Below are 17,912 nucleotides of genomic sequence, written 5' to 3' on the forward strand. Positions count from 1 at the left end.
ACATTTGTTTTATGAAATTGCCTAAAAAGTTAGAAAACAAAATGGAAACCCGTAAAGCCAGCAATGCTTTACGCGTACTTCTGGCACAAAACAATTTAATTGATTTTTCATCTAACGATTACTTAGGACTTTCTAAATCTGAAACTATTTTTAACAATGCTCATGACTTTTTAATGGGCCATAACATAAAGCAAAATGGCGCAACAGGTTCTCGGTTGCTTTCAGGAAACCACCCGCTTTTTAATGTTATTGAAACCATGCTTGCCGATTTTCATAACAGTGAGTGTGCCTTAATTTTCAATTCGGGATACGATGCCAATATTGGTTTTTTTTCCAGTGTCCCCCAACGAGGCGATATTATCCTGTATGATGAATACATTCACGCTTCCATTCGCGATGGTATTTCTATGAGCCATTCCAAGGCCTACAAGTTTAAACATAATGACTTGGAAAGTCTTGATGAAACCCTAAAACGTATTAAGGGTAATGCCGAACTATATGTTGTTACCGAGTCTGTGTTTTCTATGGATGGCGATTCGCCCGATTTAATTACAATGGCCCATATATGCAAAACCCACAAGGCCCACCTTATTATAGATGAAGCACATGCCGTTGGCGTTTTTGGAACACGTGGGGTTGGCTTGATACAACAACTAGAGTTAGAAAAAGCCGTTTTTGCGCGCTTGGTGACTTTTGGGAAAGCTATAGGCACACACGGTGCAGCTATACTGTGCAGTGAACCCTTAAAGCAATATTTAATTAATTTTTCAAGAAGTTTTATTTACACCACAGCCTTGCCGCCCCATACTTTAGCAACCATACATGCTGCGTATCATGATTTAGTAAATACCGAACATATTGGTGCCTTGCATGAAATTATTGCTTACTTTAAATTGGAACTCATTAAAAATAATCTTAAAACTCATTTTATAGAAAGCCATTCTGCTATACAATGCTGTATTGTTTCGGGAAATGACCATGCAAAATCTATAGCTCAAAAACTACAGGAACAGGGCTTTAGTGTAAAACCTATTTTATCGCCCACAGTGCCAAAAGGTGAAGAGCGTTTGCGCTTTTGCTTGCATGCATTTAATTCAAGCGAAGAAATATCGGAAGTCTTAAAACTACTTGCTACTTTTGTAAAATGAAAACATTTTTTGTTACAGGAATTTCAACAGGTGTTGGTAAAACCATAACATCTGCCATCATAGTAGAAGCCCTGCAAGCTGATTATTGGAAACCCATACAAGCTGGGGATTTAGATTATAGCGATACCCATAAAGTTCAAAATCTGGTGTCAAATACGCGGTCCATATTCCACCCAAATAGTTATGCTCTTAACACCCCTATGAGTCCGCATGCCGCAGCCGAAATAGATAATATTACCCTCGATTTAAAAAACATACATCCCCCAAAAACAACTAACAACCATTTGGTTATTGAAGGTGCTGGTGGTTTATTAGTGCCTTTAAACAACCATCAAACCATATTAGATATCATAAAGCCAGATTACCATGTTATTGTGGTGTCAAGGCATTATTTAGGGAGTATTAACCACACCCTTTTAACGGTTAATTTACTCAAGGAAAAGGGATTTAAGGTGTCTATTGTTTTTAGTGGCGACGAGCACCCTTCCTCAGAGTCTGTCATCAAAAAAATGACAAATATACCCATAATTGGCCGCATTGAGGAAGAACCTTATTTTGATAAAAACGTTGTTAAGGAATATGCCGAATTATTTAAAGACAAACTATGAGTTTACAACAGCGTGATAAGAAACATCTTTGGCACCCCTTAACACAGCACAAATTGCACCCCAATGCCATAGCTCTAACTAAAGCCAAAGGGTGTGTTTTATATGATGAAAACAACAATACGTATATTGATGCCATAGCTTCATGGTACACTTGTATGTATGGACACTGTAACGATTTTATAACACAAAAGGTTACAGCGCAAATGCAGCAATTGGATCAAGTTGTTTTTAGTGGTTTTACCCACGAACCTGCCATAAGACTAAGTGAAGAACTTATAAAAATACTCCCTAACAATCAAAATAAGTTATTCTTTAGCGACAATGGTTCCACCAGTGTAGAAATTGGTATTAAAATGACCCTACAATACCACTTTAACAATGGCGAAAAGAAAGACACTTTAATTGCTTTTGAAGATGGTTTTCATGGTGATACATTTGGTGCCATGAGTGTTTCAGGCTTATCCGTTTATAATGGACCCTTTAAAGATTTCTTTATAAAAGTTAAGCGCATTCCAACACCAACTCAAGAAAATATAGCTAGTGTTTTAAGCACATTAAACCATCTTACAGAAACAAACAATGTTGCTGGCTTTGTTTACGAACCTCTTGTGCAAGGAGCGGCCGCCATGAAAATGTATGATGCTAATGGCTTAAATGAAATTCTAAAATTCTGTAAAAAAAACAATATTGTTACCGTTGCAGATGAAGTTATGACTGGCTTTGGCAAAACAGGTAGGCATTTTGCTTCCCTTTATATGGAAACACTACCAGATATTATGTGTTTAAGCAAAGCCTTAACAGCAGGTTTATTACCCATGGCTATTACAACATGTGCACAACATATTTACGAAGCCTTTTATAGTGATGATATTGGCAAAGGCTTGTTTCATGGGCATACTTATTCTGCAAACCCATTAGCCTGTACAGCTGCCTTAGCAAGCATTGAGCTTCTACAATCTATCGACATTCAAAATAACATTAAAACTATTAGTGCCATGCACCAAGTGTTTGGCAATCGTATAAAGAAACACCCCAAGGTAAAATCCATAAGGCAAACAGGTATTATATTTGCCCTTGATTTAAACATCGAAATGTCCCGCTACGGGAATTTACGTGATAAATTATTTTCTTTTTTCATGGAGCATGGTGTATTTTTACGTCCGTTAGGACAAACCATTTATATTCAAGCCCCTTACGTAATTACCAAAAAACAGTTAGAGAAAGTGTACCAAGTTATTGAAGATGCCTTAGAAATAGTATAACTTTGTTGACAAAATAAAGCTTTTGCAAAAACCAATTTCCATAACAGCCATTGCGTCCATTTCACCTCTAGGACACACCCTAAAAGATGCTTGGCACCAATACCAAAACAACCAACATTGCTTTACAGAACAAGCTTTTGGCAACAAAACAAGCTTAGTTGCCAAAATTCCAGAAAGTGCTAAGCAGGATATCAAGCAATTAAAGGCATCAGACACCAAATATAGTGCTTTAGACAACTCCGTTTTGTACGCTATATACGCCTCTAGACAAGCCATTAAACAGGCAGCCTGGAAAAGTTCTGATAATTTTGGGGTTAACATTGGGTCCTCTCGTGGTGCCACCCAACTGTTTGAAACCTATTACGACGATTTCCTGAAAAATGGCAAAGCACAAACCCTTAGTTCGCCCACTACAACTTTGGGTAATATAGCCTCTTGGGTAGCACACGATTTACAAACGCAGGGTCCAGAAATTAGTCATTCCATTACCTGCTCCACGGCACTCCATGCCCTATTAAATGGTATTGCCTGGATACAATCAGGCATGTGCCATAAATTTCTGGTAGGCGGTAGCGAAGCATCATTAACTCCTTTTACTATTGCCCAAATGCAAGCCTTAAAAATTTATGCAAGAGAGGCTACCGATTTTCCTTGCCGTGCCCTAGACCTCAATAAAAACAAAAATACTATGGTATTGGGTGAAGGCGCCTCTATGGCCTGTTTAGAAACTGGAGAACAAACCAATGCTTTAGCGGTTATAAAAGGCTATGGCTATGCTACTGAAATTTTAAAGCATAATATTTCCATTTCAAGTGATGCCAAATGCTTTCAAAAATCAATGAAAATGGCTCTGGGAACAACTCCTCCAGAAGCTGTGGACGTGGTTGTTATGCATGCACCGGGCACCATAAAAGGCGATTTAAGTGAATACAAAGCTATTGAAACCGTATTTAAAGACCATATCCCTGCATTAACCTCCAACAAATGGAAAATAGGGCATACCTTTGGGGCTTCAGGCATGTTAAGTGTAGAGTTGGCCATTTTAATGCTAAAGCATCAAAAATTCATAGACATTCCGTTTGTAAAACACACCAAAACACCAAAAACAATTCAAAATATCTTAATAAACGCTGTAGGATTTGGCGGTAATGCCGTTTCAATTTTAATAGGCAAAAAATAACCTATAAGCGTTTTTATTAGTATTTTTGATTTTTTAAATCAATATGGATTTATGAGCAATACAAGATACAATTGGACCAAACAAGAGATTCTAGACATATACAACAAACCTTTCATGGAGTTGCTTTATGAAGCTGCCACTGTACATCGTTTACATCACGATCCCAACACCGTACAGGTAAGTACATTACTGTCTATAAAAACAGGGGGCTGTCCAGAAGATTGTGGGTATTGTCCGCAAGCAGCGCGATACCATACCGATATTGAAAACAATGACCTAATGTCGGTACAACAAGTAAAGGCACAAGCCTTGCGTGCTAAATCCAGTGGAAGTTCACGGGTATGTATGGGTGCTGCTTGGCGTAATGTAAAAGATGGTGAGGAATTTGATCAAGTATTGGAAATGGTTCGTACCATTAACAAGCTGGATATGGAAGTGTGCTGTACCTTAGGCATGATTACCGAGAACCAAGCGCAACGCTTAGCTGAGGCTGGTTTATATGCCTACAACCATAACCTAGATTCTTCAGAAGAATATTATAAAGAAGTGATTTCCACTAGAGGTTTTGAAGACCGATTGGAAACCATCGATAACGTTCGTAAAACCAATGTTACCGTTTGTAGTGGCGGTATTATTGGTATGGGTGAAAACGTAGAGGACCGCGCTGGTATGCTTGTGGCGCTTTCTACTTTGAACCCACAGCCAGAATCTGTTCCCATTAATGCTTTGGTGGCTGTTGAAGGCACGCCTCTGGAAGACCAAGAACCAGTTTCTATTTGGGACATGATACGTATGGTAGCTACCACTCGTATTGTCATGCCCGAAACCCAAGTACGCTTAAGTGCCGGTAGAACAGAAATGACACGCGAGGGCCAAGCCATGTGCTTTTTTGCAGGGGCCAACTCCATTTTTGCAGGCGACAAACTATTAACAACTCCCAACCCAGACGTTAACGAAGACATGAAAATGTTTGAGCTATTGGGCTTAAATCCGCAAAAACCTTTCATTAAAAAAATGCAACCCCAAACAGTTGAGGCTACAGAATCTAAATACCAAGCTGCAGGTGAAAAACCAAAGTGGTCGCGCCCAGGGCATACCATTGAGCGTAATGAAATGACAAAACAAAAAGCCAAGAACGCTAACTAGTCTCTAAACCGATCATCACATGGTCTGTGAGTCGTTCGTTAAATGACCTGTGAGTAACACTACTCAGAGGACATGACTCCAACTATCCAACGCCTTTGAACATTAGTAGCATAAGTTCTAATACTATAAAGTATGGCTATGTTTTTTGTCCAAAACTTTTATATCCATAAAATACTATTTATACTTTAATAACGTTTTCTTAACTTTGGCTCTCTAAATTTTAAGCCTTGTCGTTGAACTTACAAGATATTCCTCGTGTAAAAACAATTACAAAAGAGGACTTTTTAAAGCACTACTTTAAACCGCAAAAGCCTGTGGTTATTGAGCGCTTTATTGAAGATTGGCCCGCCTATACCAAATGGAATCTGGACTATATGAAAGCTGTAGGAGGCGATATTACCATACCGCTTTACGACGATAGGCCTGTAGATTATAAAGATGGTTTTAACGAACCGCATGCAAAAATGAAACTGAAGGACTACATAGACCTTCTAAAAGCCGAGCCTACCAAATACCGAATTTTTTTGTGGAATCCACTCAAAGAAATACCACAATTACAAAAGGACTTTAAGTTTCCGGATTTTGGGTTACGCCTTATGAAAGGTATTCCTATGTTGTTTTTTGGAGGTCGCGATTCTTATACCTTTATGCATTTTGATATTGACCTGGCCAATATCTTTCATTTTCATTTTGAAGGAAAGAAAGAAATTATTTTATTTGATCAAAAACAAAATAAGTACCTATATAAAATTCCACATTCATTGATTACCCGAGAGGATATTGATTTTACCAACCCCGATTTTAAAAAATGGCCCATGCTAGAAAAAGCACAAGGTTATAAAACTGAGCTTAAACATGGCGAAATACTTTATATGCCCGAGGGCTACTGGCATTACATGCGTTACATAACCCCAGGATTTTCTATGAGTTTACGTGCCATTGCCAGAAATCCCGTAAATCTAACCAAGGCCATTTACAACATCATTATTATGCGAAATTTTGACAATGCCATGCGTCGCATAAAAGGCCAGAAATGGATTGATTGGAAAAATGAGCAAGCCATTGTAAAAACCCATAATAGATTATAAAATCGATTTGTATTTATTATAAACTTAATATCTTTATCATTTAATTTTAAACTCAAATCATGCGCAAATTCATCCTATTAGCAACCCTTTTAAGTGTATCATTTAGTCATTCACAAGCCTTTATAGGCAGCGGCGACAATAAATTTCAAGTAGGCGCTAATTTTCAAGACAATGCCACGGGTATTAATATAAGTTATGATTTTGGTGTTGGCGAAAATATGTCATTTGGGATATCATCTACTTATGCCTTAAATATAAATGATGCCATCAGTGCCAGTTTTGGTGACCGTTTTGATGTAAAAGGCCGCTTTAATGCCAACCTTGGTAATATTGTAAGTATAGATGAAAATTTCGATTTTTATCCAGGATTAAACTTAAGCTTAAAAAACTTTGGTGGTCATGTAGGAGCCCGCTACTTTTTTACAAGTGGATTTGGTATTTACAGTGAATTAAATGTGCCTTTGGCCAAATACAATACGGATACCTTAAGCCCTGGTGAAAAACTACATAATCAATTTACCATTAGTTTTGGGGCCTCTTTTGCTCTGTAAAACACTATACAATTAGTTCATTGGCTTTATCATAAACTAAATGTGGCTCCCAACCTCTATAAAGAAAATAGTCTACAAATTTCTTTTTCTTTTTTAACTTGTTCGTTTCTTTTATGGTAGCCACTTTCTTTTTAGCTAAGCGGTTTAACGCATCCTCATAGTCCCGGTCATTAATGCTAGCAAGTGCTTGGTTTATAATAGTTTTACTTATGCCCTTTTTCTTTAGTTCAAGAAACATTCTACGCTTTCCCCAATGCTTTATTTTAAACTTACCACTTACAAATGCATGGGCAAAACGGGCCTCGTTTAAAAACCGATGTTCTAATAGATGTACAACAATCACATCTATGGCTTCGGGTATCATATGCATCCCCTTTAGCTTTTTAATAACATCTTGGTGGCATCGCTCTTGGTAAGCACAATAATGTTCTAGTTTTTTTGTGGCTTCCTCTAACGTATAGGTCGTTTTTTGTTGCATAAAGCAAAAATAGAAACAAACTATAAAAAACCTACAAGAACTAAGCTGTTTAACTATAAAATTTAGAATTATTTATTATAAAATTTCTTAGCCTACTTGAAAATTAAGAAATACTACATATTAACCTGCTTTCTTTTCCCTTCATATCATCTTATGTCCCAAAGTATCTATTCTAATACCGTTACGGATACCAATCTGAGCAGTGACAACCCCTATTGCCAACATTACAAGGATCAGGTATTGGTAGAGGATCAGGATTAAGTGTTTCGGGAGTTTCACCAAGTAATAGATATGCCGTTAAAGATTGGAATGTTATTCTAGACACAAGCGAAGACTACTTTTATATTACCTTAACGCCAAACGCTGGCTATGAAATTGATTTTACAAGTTTAATAATAGCTATTTAATTACCAAAACATTCTTAAAAATTAAGGGTTACAGACTATACTTTAAAGATAGGATAAAGTTCCTTCCCGCAGCAGCTATGCCAGATGAATAGGTTTTATAACGCTGATCTGTAATGTTTTCTAAACTTGCTGTTACAAGCGTAGATGTATTTATTTGATATTGGGTTCTAAAATTTAAGGTATACCACGACGGGCTATAGGGATTGCCATTAGCATCAATGGCATAGATATAATCCTTTTCTGTTTCCGAAGGTGCTAATTGGTAATAAGACAGTTCGTTATTATAATTAGTAAACACATCCAATTTTAAATTTTGGTTTGACCAAACCAAATGGGTATTTCCAAAATTAGGTGCAGCGTGTCTAACAGGCACTTCAATATTCCCTTCTACTTCAGTGCCACCAATTACGTTGTACTGCGATGTAAGCTTTAATTGTTCTGTAAGGGTCCATTTTAAACCCATTTCAAAACCATAAATCCAGGCTTTAGAGGCATTCTGTATGGCTTGCACAGTACTTAATTCGCCATCATACATGATTTCCGTGGCGCCATTTAGAGTGAAGTCTCTACGCACCAAAGCATTATCTAAATAAGTATAATACGTGCTTAGGTCTAAAATAAACTTGTTTCCAAAATTTAATTTCATCCCCAAATCGCCACCATAAGCATATTCGGGTTTTAAGTTGTCGTTTGGTACCACTACCGCCCCTGGTTCAGAATCGAACACCTTACCAATGTCATCAATGTTTGGTGCTCTAAATGCCGATGATGCATTTAATTTCCATTGCAATATGGGGTTGGGCGACCAACGTACCCCAGCAGTTCCCGTAAGCGCGCTTGCATCATTGCTAGACGATTGGAATGGTAAATTCAAGTATACGTTATTCCCACTAAAATCAGCTTTGGATGTAATGTGGTTAAAACGTAACCCCGATTGAAATACAAATTTCGTGTTGGGTTTATACTTAATACTTGTATAAGCTGCAGCCGATTGCCAATTAGACCCATTGGGGTATCTCGATACGGTTGAAGACACCATACCCGTTGTGATATCTTCTTCTTCACCAACGGACTTTACTTGGTTATAAATATACTCTAACCCATAGAAAAGCTCTGTTTGGTTACTTAATGCTTTTTCAAAATCTAAGTTGAAAGAATAGGCATCAACCGCTTCTTCCCGGATATTTCTTATTGTGGATTGAAAATCGCGGTCTACCCTACTTTCCTGAAAGTTCTGGTAAGCCGCCATTATCTTTATTTTATCATAAAAGGTTGCATGACTACTTAGTTTTGTAACTTGCAGATTAGACATAAACCACTTTTGCGGACCATAATACCACTCTGCTGACCTTAAGCCTCCCCTTCTATAACGGATTAAACGATCGTACCGCGAATAGTTGGATGTTGCTGTGTAAAACACTCCCAAATCAAAATCCAACGTTTCATAAGGCTTATAATGTATTTTTTGCATCAAATTTAACTGTTGGTAACTCGTTGGCTTTTGCACTAACGGATTACTGTTTTGTATTACCATATCACCTGTACTGGTGGCCAATGCAAACTCGGGTCTTAAATAATTATCAGGACCATGACTCCCCATACGTAAATCACCAAAATTGGAATAACTAGCACTGGTTACAAAAGCCCATGTTTTATATCCCAAATTAAAATCAAAATGTCCTGTTTTTTCATCACTTGCAGTTGCATATCGTACAATGGCATTGGATTTAAACAATAGTGAGTCTGTTAATGACAACTCAGGTTTTTGACTGTAAAAACTCATAACACCACCAATGGCATCACTACCATAGATAACAGAGCCAGACCCTAAGGTAACTTCTGTATTTTGTATGGAAAAAGGATCAATAGAAATAACGTTTTGTAAATTACCGCCTCTAAAAATAGCATTGTTCATTCTAACTCCATCAACTGTTATTAATAATCTATTGGTAGAAAACCCTCTTATCATGGGGCTACCCCCTCCAAACTGACTCTTTTGTATATAAACCTGCCCTGTGGTTTCCAACAAATCGGCACTGGTTTGCGGATTGGTAAACTGATTACTTTCTTGGCTTATACTTATTATTTTTTGTGGTATGTCTCGCTTGTTTTGCTCAAACTTTGAGGCTGAAATAACGATTTCATCTAAATCTTGAGTATTAGATTCTAAATACACTCTATTGATGCCTTCCAGTTCCTGTTTGGTAGTTTTTTTTAGAATATGTGATAAGTGCTTAAAAAAAATGGTTTCTGATTCTAAAAATTCATCTAAAGAGGCTTCCCCCAAAAAATTGGTCACAGTACTTTTAGAGCGATCCAGATTATAAATAGCAACGCCAAAAATAGGTTCTTTGGTTAGGCTATTCAACACTTTAATCTGTTGCGTATGTGCTTGTACAAATGCTAATAACAAAAAAAAAGTCGTATAAAAAAGTTTCATGTTTAATTAAAAACTTGATTAAATATTTGCAGTGACTTAGGGGGTTTAAAACGTCCCAAATGTAATTCAAAATAAAGCAAAATCATATTTAAAAATGCTTGCCTTTGTTTGGCACTGATTTTTACTTCAGATAGGGCATCAAATGTTGTGCCTAAGAGGCTTTTAAGCAGTATTAAATTTTCACCTGAAATGCTGTAATTATCATCTGGTTTGTTTTCAAACTTACCTTCACTTAAGTTAAAGTAAGGTGCATTAGCATGTGTAGTGTCTGGATAAAAGCCTAAGTATTTGGTTAATTTAAGCAAGAACAATAAATGAAAGTTGGCATATTCCGTTTGTTCATCAAGCCACAACAATGTGGTTTCCAAATAGCTGTAAAGTGGTGCATTGCGCTCTTCTTCTTTTAAGGTACCCAATAGCACCTCTGCTAAAAACATAATGATGGCGCTTTTAAAAACATTGGAGTGTAAGCTATTGTATATGTTGCTTAGCTTAGCTTCTTTAATGGTATGTAAACTGCGGTTATTTTTATAAATAACGATTAATTGCAGCTGGGAAAGGAGTTGAAAATAGGCCACTTTAGTACTTGCTTTATGGTTTTTCAATACCCCTCGCAGCAAAAAACTCATTACTCCCAATTGTTCTGTGTAACATGTTACAATTAAGTCATTATCCTTATATTTTAATTTAGATAGAACAATGGCGTTTGTAGTGACTAACATTATCTTACAACCATTATTTTTAACACTCGGGTTTCATAGGTGTCCAAATCAGAAAGCATCACTAGGTATACGCCTGAAGCCACCACATTGTTCGCTAAGTTTTTTCCGTTCCAATAAGCTGTACCTCCATCAATTTCAAGATTATAGCCACTATAGCGTTGATTAACGCGCGATTGGGCCTCGGCAACTAGATTGCCTTCTATATCGGTTATTTTAATATTGACATTCTCTGAAATGTCCTTAATCTTTACCTTATTGTCAACAATATTAAAATTAGGCCTTACTGGGTTTGGGTACACATAAGCACTTTCTAAGGTTTCCAACGGACTGGACCCGCCTGATTGAAACGACACCAACCCTTTATTAGTGGCCATATAAACCACCCCGTTACTATCATCTATAGCAATATCGCGTATGCTGTTTGATGGTAATGGCGAATTATCTGTTGTAAAATGGAAAATAGTTTGCTGTCCATTGGATGAAAAGTAGAACACCCCCGAATCAATTGTTCCAATCCATTTATTGTTAGAACCATCTACCTTAATATCGGTAATAGACTGTTGGAACAAAAGTTCTTTGGCTATACCATCTTCCTCAATGATAATTTCTTCAGCACGAACCTCGTCTTCAAAAAAGTTAGTGGTATTATATAATACCCGCAAACCTCTATAGGTGCCTATCCACAGTTGCCCTCTTTTATCTAAAGCCAGTGCCGTTGCATAGGTTATGGGCATGTTTTCTTCTTCTCTAAAAAGACCTTTAACCAGAGGCGTACCATTGCTTTCATTAAACCCAATAACCCCATAGCTATAACCTGCTGTCATCCATTTTGTTTGGTTGTTATCAATAACAATATCTATAAATCCATTGTTGGCAAAAGCGCCTGGAATAACGGCATCTAGCGCATAGGATCGCCATTGGTTGTTGGAAGGGTTATACGATTTCAATTGGTGTTCTACCTGCCCTCCAGTGGTCCATAAAATTCCATTGCTATCAAAAGCGGTAGCTCCTACCCTAACGTCAATATAACTTGGGTTGTTGGGTAATACCAAAGATTCCAATCCGCTATTGGTTTCGTTATACAATATGGTAGGCACTTCATCATTTACTTCCAGCATCCCACTAAAAAAAGAGCTTATAAATACTTGGCTGTTATTAAATGGGTTTATGGAAATAGCATTTAAACATTTGGCACCAAACACTTCACTGTATGGAGTATTAAGCCATACACCCTCTTTTAAATGGCTAAAACCTCTATTGTTTAAAGGGTACGGATTATAAAACAGGTCATATTCCCCAAATGTAACCCACAAGCTATTTGGCTCCACTTGCAATGAAAATGGTGTATTTAACAATGGCCCTTCAGGATGGATTTCCTCATATAACCCAGGGCTTAGTAAGTCCGTTTTTAAAATTCCAAAATCCTTAGTACCTATATAAATAGCATTCAAATCAATGGTTGCTGCCGTATAAGTTGTGGCAAAAGCTCCAGTATCTAAAGCAGTCTGTGCCAAGGCATTAAAACTGGCATCGTACACATACACTTGATTAGCCGTGGTTACCACTAGGTTATTGTTTACTACTCGTACATCCAACGGCAGGCTGGGATATAAAAACAATTCGGTTAGTACGCCATTTATCACTCTATAAATCCTTCGGTTAGCACCCACCACATATAAGGTATCCGTTTGTGCGGCAACAGCCAAGAAATTACCGGTTGTAACCACTTCCCAATTACTAAAATCTATTAAATTAGGACTAGCCACCAAAGCTCTTCTCAACCCGTTCCCTCCAGTACAGGACGCATAAATATAATCGTTTAACACAGTAGTTTGTGTAACGGGTATTTGGCCACCATTATTACCAATAAAATAGGTGTCACCAAATTCCAAGCGGTCTAAATTGAACACCGAAATCCCATAATTGGTAGCTATATAAACCACATTGTTATAACCATAAAAATGGTTGATGCGTTTGTTGTTTGCTGGTATGGTAGATTTATCAATTATATCTACAACGGTTAAAATAGCATCGTCGTCATCAAATGCAATTTCTATAAGCCCATTTTCATAACCTATTACTAGCAGCCCATACAATTCACTATAATATAAGGCCGAGATGGTTTCACCCGATAAGCCCTGAATAGTGGTAAGTTTCTCCAACGTATTAGTTTGTGTATCAATGCTGAATATGGCGTTTTCGGCAGCGACAAAAATTTTATCGTTACCCTGGGCTACGGTCTTGATGTTATAATATGAAAAATGACCTTCCCAAAGTGCTGAATAATCCTGGGCAAATGGCAGTAAGGGCCATAAATAGATTATAAATGCAAGAAGTCTTTTAAACATACTTAGGTTTTAAGTATTCAAATATATTTATATCTAACGAGTTTTACTTTATAATAATATATAAACTCGTTTAAATGACTTTATTTTAAATAACGAAGGCTCCCAGTAGGGAGCCTTCGTTATTTAAAATACGTGATTATTATACAATCCCTTGTGCCAACATAGCATCTGCAACCTTAACAAAGCCTGCAATATTAGCACCTTTTACATAATTTACATAACCATCTTCTTCCTCACCATAAGCGATACAAGAATCGTGGATATTGGCCATAATTTCTTTAAGTTTTAAGTCTACCTCATTACGAGTCCAATTAAACCTTAAAGAGTTTTGCGTCATTTCTAAACCAGATGTTGCCACACCTCCAGCATTCGAAGCTTTTCCAGGTGCATATAATATCTTGGCTTTTTGGAATGTATGTACTGCTTCTATAGTTGATGGCATATTAGCACCTTCACTCACACATATACATCCATTGGCTATCAATGTTTTGGCATCGTCCTCGTTAAGCTCGTTTTGTGTGGCACATGGTAAGGCGATATCGCATGCTACCTCCCAAGGTGTTTTTCCCTTAACAAAAGTAGCCTTTGGGTAAGTGCCTAAATAAGCACTTATACGCCCCCGTTTTACATTCTTGATATCCATAACAACCTTAAGCTTTTCGGCATCGATACCATCGGCATCATATATGTATCCTGAAGAGTCTGATAAGGTTACCACCTTACCACCCAATTGGATGGCTTTTTCGGCGGCATACTGCGCTACGTTTCCAGAACCCGAGACCACCACCGTTTTATCCTTAAAATCCTTGCCTTTGGTTTTAAGCATGCTTTCTGCAAAATACACGGTTCCGTAACCTGTTGCTTCTGGTCTAATTAAAGAACCACCCCAAGACAGGCCTTTTCCAGTTAACACTCCGGTAAATTCGTTTCTTAGTTTTTTGTACATCCCAAACAAAAAGCCTATTTCCCTAGCACCAACACCAATATCACCAGCTGGGATGTCGGTATTCGGACCAATATGTCGGAACAACTCACTCATAAACGAGTGACAAAAACGCATAATTTCATTATCACTTTTTCCTTTAGGGTCAAAATCACTACCCCCTTTACCACCACCCATAGGCAGTGTGGTTAAACTGTTTTTAAACACTTGTTCAAAAGCCAAAAACTTCAGAATGCTCAAATTCACTGTAGGGTGAAAACGCAATCCGCCCTTGTATGGCCCTATGGCCGAGTTCATTTGTATTCTATAACCCCTGTTTACCTGTATTTCACCTTCATCATCAACCCAACATACCCTAAATGTAATAACACGCTCTGGTTCTACCATTCGCAGCAAAATGTTCTTGCCATAGTATATGTCATGTTCAACAATGTAAGGGATTACGGTTTCTGCAACCTCCTCTACAGCTTGTAAAAATTCAGGTTCGTTACCATTACGTACTTTTACAAGGTCTAAAAAAGCTTCAACGTTACTGTTCATTTGTTTTTATATTAGATGTTAGATCGCTGCGTTGCATAGCTAGATAATGATACTAAAATGCAACTACGACTTATAATTTCTCTATTGTTACACACTATATAATCAATTTACATGGCTTAAAAACGCTTTATATTATTGAATATACAATTTAACGATGCAAAGATACATTATCTATAATTTTTTTGTCGTTTTTTTTTAAATTTCGCAATAAATAATTTTATAATTTACTAGCGTATATTGTATTTGTTTGTTTGTTAACTTGCTTTTTATATATTTGCTATTATTAACGCCTCAAAAACAAAACCTTATTATGCTTAATACCAAGCTGTTAGCTTCTATATTTGGTTTGTTTCTAGTCTGTCAAGCCGCTTATTCGCAATTAGGTTTTTCCCACGAAATAGGTGTTATAGCTGGTCCGGTAGAGTTTAGGTCCGACTTCGGTAGCCGAAATGAAGAGACTACCAATCTGGGGAATTCAGGTATAGGTATTGGTATTATACATTATATTAGCTTTGCTTACAGTGCTGACTGTAATTGTTACACCACCGACACCTACTTTAACGACCATTTTAAATTACGTAGTGAAGTTTCTTGGAACTATACCAAATTAAATCATTTAGGTTTTTGGGTGGCTCCAGACAAAGTTAGTGTACAGGCAGACCAGCTTAGGGCACACAGTGGTGTTGCCGAAAACTTTGATGTTGGCATGCAGTTAGAATACTTTCCGCTAAGTATTCGATCGTTTCAAGCATTTGCATACCGAATAGCACCATTTATAAGTTTGGGCGTGCATTACACAACCTTTAGCCCACAGGCTAAGACAACCTTTAATAACCCTAACCCCGATGCTTATGGCGATATTTATGATCAAACCAACTTTTACTCCTATTGGTTTGAACCTCAAAACTATACTCCAGGCGTAGACCCCTATCCTATTAATGTGGATGGTGGCAGTACTTGGTCTGTAGTAAGTAGTGTGGGCATTCGTTACAAACTAGGTGTACTCTCCGATTTAATGCTGGATTTAAGGTGGCAATACTATTTTAGTGACTGGATTGATGGCTTGGACCACAACTGGAGGAATTTCGATAGAAAAGATGACTGGCTAGTGTGGCTTAACGTAGGCTATATATATTATTTGGATTAACATTGAATGTGCAAGAGGTTTATACAAAAAAAAGTGAGCCACCACAGCTCACTTTACCAACTAAACTAAATAAGACATTAAACTAATTATTAATGAATATTGCCAACTCGTTGTTCGAGTTTATATTTTGAAAAAACTTACTATTTAAGCTTTTTTAATTTATTACTTATTTACATTACAAAGATAGCTCAGAAGTAACATGCAGAAAACATCTAATTTGACCAATTTATATGCTATATTAACTGTTAACTATATGTTAAATGAATGTAAAGTTAAAATAACACAGAACTGGGGTAATAAAAACTATATTTAAAAAAGAATATGTTGTAAATTTGTTATAATAATGAACAATACTAACTGTTATGATTAATAAGAAGCCAACTTTTAGGAAGCTTACCCCAAGTTTCGGCAGTTCTATATTAGTTAAGCAACATATAGACACGGTAGATAAGAATCATGCGTATTGGCATTTTCACCCAGAATTGGAACTTATCTACATTAACAAAGGGCAAGGCAAAACACATATAGGAAACCATTTATCATATTTTAATAATAGTCAATTAATATTAATAGGGTCCAATTTACCCCATAATGGTTTTACTGATAGATTAACCGCTAATGGTACTGAAACAACCATACAATTTAAATCGAACTTTTTAGGCGACGACTTTTTACATGTCCCTGAAATGGCTGCTATTGTTGCTTTGTTTGATAGGGCCAAAAAAGGGATTCGATTTAAAGTAGAGACCAAACAAAAGATTGGTCCTAAAATTGAAAAGCTTATGGAGCACCATGGCTTAAAGCGTGTTTTAAAGTTTTTGGAAATATTAAACTATTTGGCAACAACAGAAGACTATACGCTGTTGAATGCTGATGGTTTTGCTTTTGAAACTGAAGCACAGGACAGCTCTAAAGTTGATGTTATTTTTAAATATGTGAACAGGAATTTCCAAAGACACATTTCATTAGATGAAATTGCAGATCAGGTGAGTATGACTGTGCCTGCATTTTGCCGCTATTTTAAAAAAGCTACTGGTAAAACATTTACGCAACTGGTAAATGAGTATCGCGTGGTACACGCTACCAAATTGCTGAACGAAAGCCAAATGAGTATTGCTGATATTTGCTTTGAATGTGGGTTTAATAACTTTTCACATTTCAATAAGCAGTTTAATGAAATAACGGGGAAAAGCGCCTCTAATTACAGGAAGGAAATAAAGCTTATTATACAGTAGTTTAACACTGGCCATTCCATTCCTTGTAAAACTGATTTAAGAAGCCTAACATGTAGTTATGGCGTTCTTCGGCTAATTGACGTCCTGTTTGGGTATTCATCCTATCTTTTAACAACAGCAATTTTTCATAAAAATGATTTATGGTTGGAGCTGTTGAGTTTTTATATTCGGCTTTACTTATGTTTAAATTTGGTTTAATTTTTGGATTGTAAAGCTCCCTATTTCTAAAGCCCCCATAATTAAAGCAACGGGCTATACCAATAGCCCCCATAGCATCGAGCCTGTCGGCATCTTGTACAACATCCAACTCCAGTGATTTGAATTTTTGCACTTCATGCCCCCCTTTAAAAGAAACATTCTCAATGATTTTTACCACATGATCAATAATGTCCCCTTCAACATCCCGTTCTAATAAAAATGCTCTAGCTTTAGCTGGTCCTATGGTTTCATCTCCATTATAAAACTTGCTATCTGCAATATCATGAAGCAAAGCCGCCAACGAAATCACAAAAGTATTTGCTTGTTCTGTTTTGGCAATCAATAAAGCGTTTTTGTACACCCGCTCAACATGAAACCAATCATGCCCCCCTTCCGCATTAGCCAAGGTCTGTTTTACGAAAGTTATGGTATTATCAATGATGTTTTGTTTATTCAATGTAAATTGTCAAT

16 protein-coding genes are annotated in these 17,912 nt (G+C 36.9%); 10 read left to right on the forward strand and 6 right to left on the reverse strand.

Annotation, left to right across the window (positions count from 1 at the left end; translation table 11 throughout):
• Positions 1-11: 11 nt before the first annotated feature.
• The 7 genes from AC5SR4_RS05160 to AC5SR4_RS05190 all read left to right on the forward strand — a co-directional run bounded on the left by AC5SR4_RS05160 (position 12) and on the right by AC5SR4_RS05190 (position 6,983).
• A complete protein-coding gene (locus tag AC5SR4_RS05160) occupies positions 12-1,148 on the forward strand; it encodes an aminotransferase class I/II-fold pyridoxal phosphate-dependent enzyme (protein WP_495358467.1) in 1,137 nt (378 codons plus the stop codon).
• Complete coding sequence (gene bioD, locus AC5SR4_RS05165; RefSeq protein WP_495358468.1) at positions 1,145-1,756, forward strand: dethiobiotin synthase; 612 nt, start codon at positions 1,145-1,147, stop codon at positions 1,754-1,756. Before AC5SR4_RS05160 ends, bioD begins: the two co-directional genes overlap by 4 nt.
• Positions 1,753-3,018, forward strand: coding sequence for an adenosylmethionine--8-amino-7-oxononanoate transaminase (gene bioA, locus AC5SR4_RS05170; RefSeq protein ID WP_495358469.1), 1,266 nt, complete (start codon positions 1,753-1,755; stop codon positions 3,016-3,018). The genes bioD and bioA overlap by 4 nt, the downstream gene beginning before the upstream one ends.
• A gap of 22 nt (positions 3,019-3,040) precedes the next feature.
• Positions 3,041-4,198 (forward strand): beta-ketoacyl synthase N-terminal-like domain-containing protein, encoded by a 1,158-nt coding sequence (locus tag AC5SR4_RS05175; RefSeq protein WP_495358470.1) that lies wholly within the window; start codon positions 3,041-3,043, stop codon positions 4,196-4,198.
• A gap of 51 nt (positions 4,199-4,249) precedes the next feature.
• Positions 4,250-5,344 (forward strand): biotin synthase BioB, encoded by a 1,095-nt coding sequence (gene bioB, locus AC5SR4_RS05180; protein WP_495358471.1) that lies wholly within the window; start codon positions 4,250-4,252, stop codon positions 5,342-5,344.
• Positions 5,345-5,571: 227 nt separating this feature from the next.
• Entirely contained in the window at positions 5,572-6,432 is an 861-nt protein-coding gene (locus tag AC5SR4_RS05185) for a cupin-like domain-containing protein (RefSeq protein WP_495358472.1), read from the forward strand.
• A gap of 59 nt (positions 6,433-6,491) precedes the next feature.
• Positions 6,492-6,983 carry a DUF6646 family protein gene (locus AC5SR4_RS05190; RefSeq protein ID WP_495358473.1) on the forward strand — a complete coding sequence of 164 codons (492 nt, stop codon included), beginning with the start codon at positions 6,492-6,494 and terminating at the stop codon, positions 6,981-6,983.
• Positions 6,984-6,987: 4 nt separating this feature from the next.
• Here AC5SR4_RS05190 and AC5SR4_RS05195 read toward each other — a convergent pair whose 3' ends face one another.
• Positions 6,988-7,461 carry a regulatory protein RecX gene (locus AC5SR4_RS05195; protein ID WP_495358474.1) on the reverse strand — a complete coding sequence of 158 codons (474 nt, stop codon included), beginning with the start codon at positions 7,459-7,461 and terminating at the stop codon, positions 6,988-6,990.
• A 215-nt stretch (positions 7,462-7,676) separates the two neighbouring features.
• Here AC5SR4_RS05195 and AC5SR4_RS05200 point away from each other — a divergent pair, with 215 nt between their 5' ends.
• Positions 7,677-7,868 (forward strand): hypothetical protein, encoded by a 192-nt coding sequence (locus AC5SR4_RS05200; RefSeq protein ID WP_495358475.1) that lies wholly within the window; start codon positions 7,677-7,679, stop codon positions 7,866-7,868.
• A 28-nt stretch (positions 7,869-7,896) separates the two neighbouring features.
• On the opposite strand, the gene AC5SR4_RS05205 is transcribed toward AC5SR4_RS05200, so the two are convergent.
• The 4 genes from AC5SR4_RS05205 to gdhA all read right to left on the reverse strand — a co-directional run bounded on the left by AC5SR4_RS05205 (position 7,897) and on the right by gdhA (position 14,861).
• Positions 7,897-10,308: a TonB-dependent receptor plug domain-containing protein gene (locus AC5SR4_RS05205; RefSeq protein ID WP_495358476.1), complete on the reverse strand. Its 2,412-nt coding sequence runs from the start codon at positions 10,306-10,308 to the stop codon at positions 7,897-7,899.
• Positions 10,309-10,310: 2 nt separating this feature from the next.
• Positions 10,311-11,030, reverse strand: a complete 720-nt coding sequence (gene recO, locus AC5SR4_RS05210; protein ID WP_495358477.1) for a DNA repair protein RecO — start codon at positions 11,028-11,030, stop codon at positions 10,311-10,313.
• Positions 11,030-13,378: a type IX secretion system anionic LPS delivery protein PorZ gene (gene porZ / locus AC5SR4_RS05215; protein ID WP_495358478.1), complete on the reverse strand. Its 2,349-nt coding sequence runs from the start codon at positions 13,376-13,378 to the stop codon at positions 11,030-11,032. The genes recO and porZ overlap by 1 nt, the downstream gene beginning before the upstream one ends.
• 139 nt (positions 13,379-13,517) lie before the next feature.
• Positions 13,518-14,861, reverse strand: coding sequence for an NADP-specific glutamate dehydrogenase (gene gdhA, locus AC5SR4_RS05220; RefSeq protein ID WP_495358479.1), 1,344 nt, complete (start codon positions 14,859-14,861; stop codon positions 13,518-13,520).
• Positions 14,862-15,171: 310 nt separating this feature from the next.
• Here gdhA and AC5SR4_RS05225 point away from each other — a divergent pair, with 310 nt between their 5' ends.
• The gene (locus AC5SR4_RS05225) at positions 15,172-16,008 is read left to right on the forward strand and encodes a THC0290_0291 family protein (protein WP_495358480.1); all 837 of its coding nucleotides are present in this window, start codon (positions 15,172-15,174) and stop codon (positions 16,006-16,008) included.
• A 362-nt stretch (positions 16,009-16,370) separates the two neighbouring features.
• Complete coding sequence (locus tag AC5SR4_RS05230) at positions 16,371-17,243, forward strand: AraC family transcriptional regulator (protein ID WP_495358481.1); 873 nt, start codon at positions 16,371-16,373, stop codon at positions 17,241-17,243.
• A gap of 1 nt (position 17,244) precedes the next feature.
• Here AC5SR4_RS05230 and AC5SR4_RS05235 read toward each other — a convergent pair whose 3' ends face one another.
• Entirely contained in the window at positions 17,245-17,898 is a 654-nt protein-coding gene (locus AC5SR4_RS05235) for an HD domain-containing protein (RefSeq protein WP_495358482.1), read from the reverse strand.
• Positions 17,899-17,912: the final 14 nt, after the last annotated feature.

The sequence above is a fragment of the Aestuariibaculum scopimerae genome, from assembly GCF_059428085.1.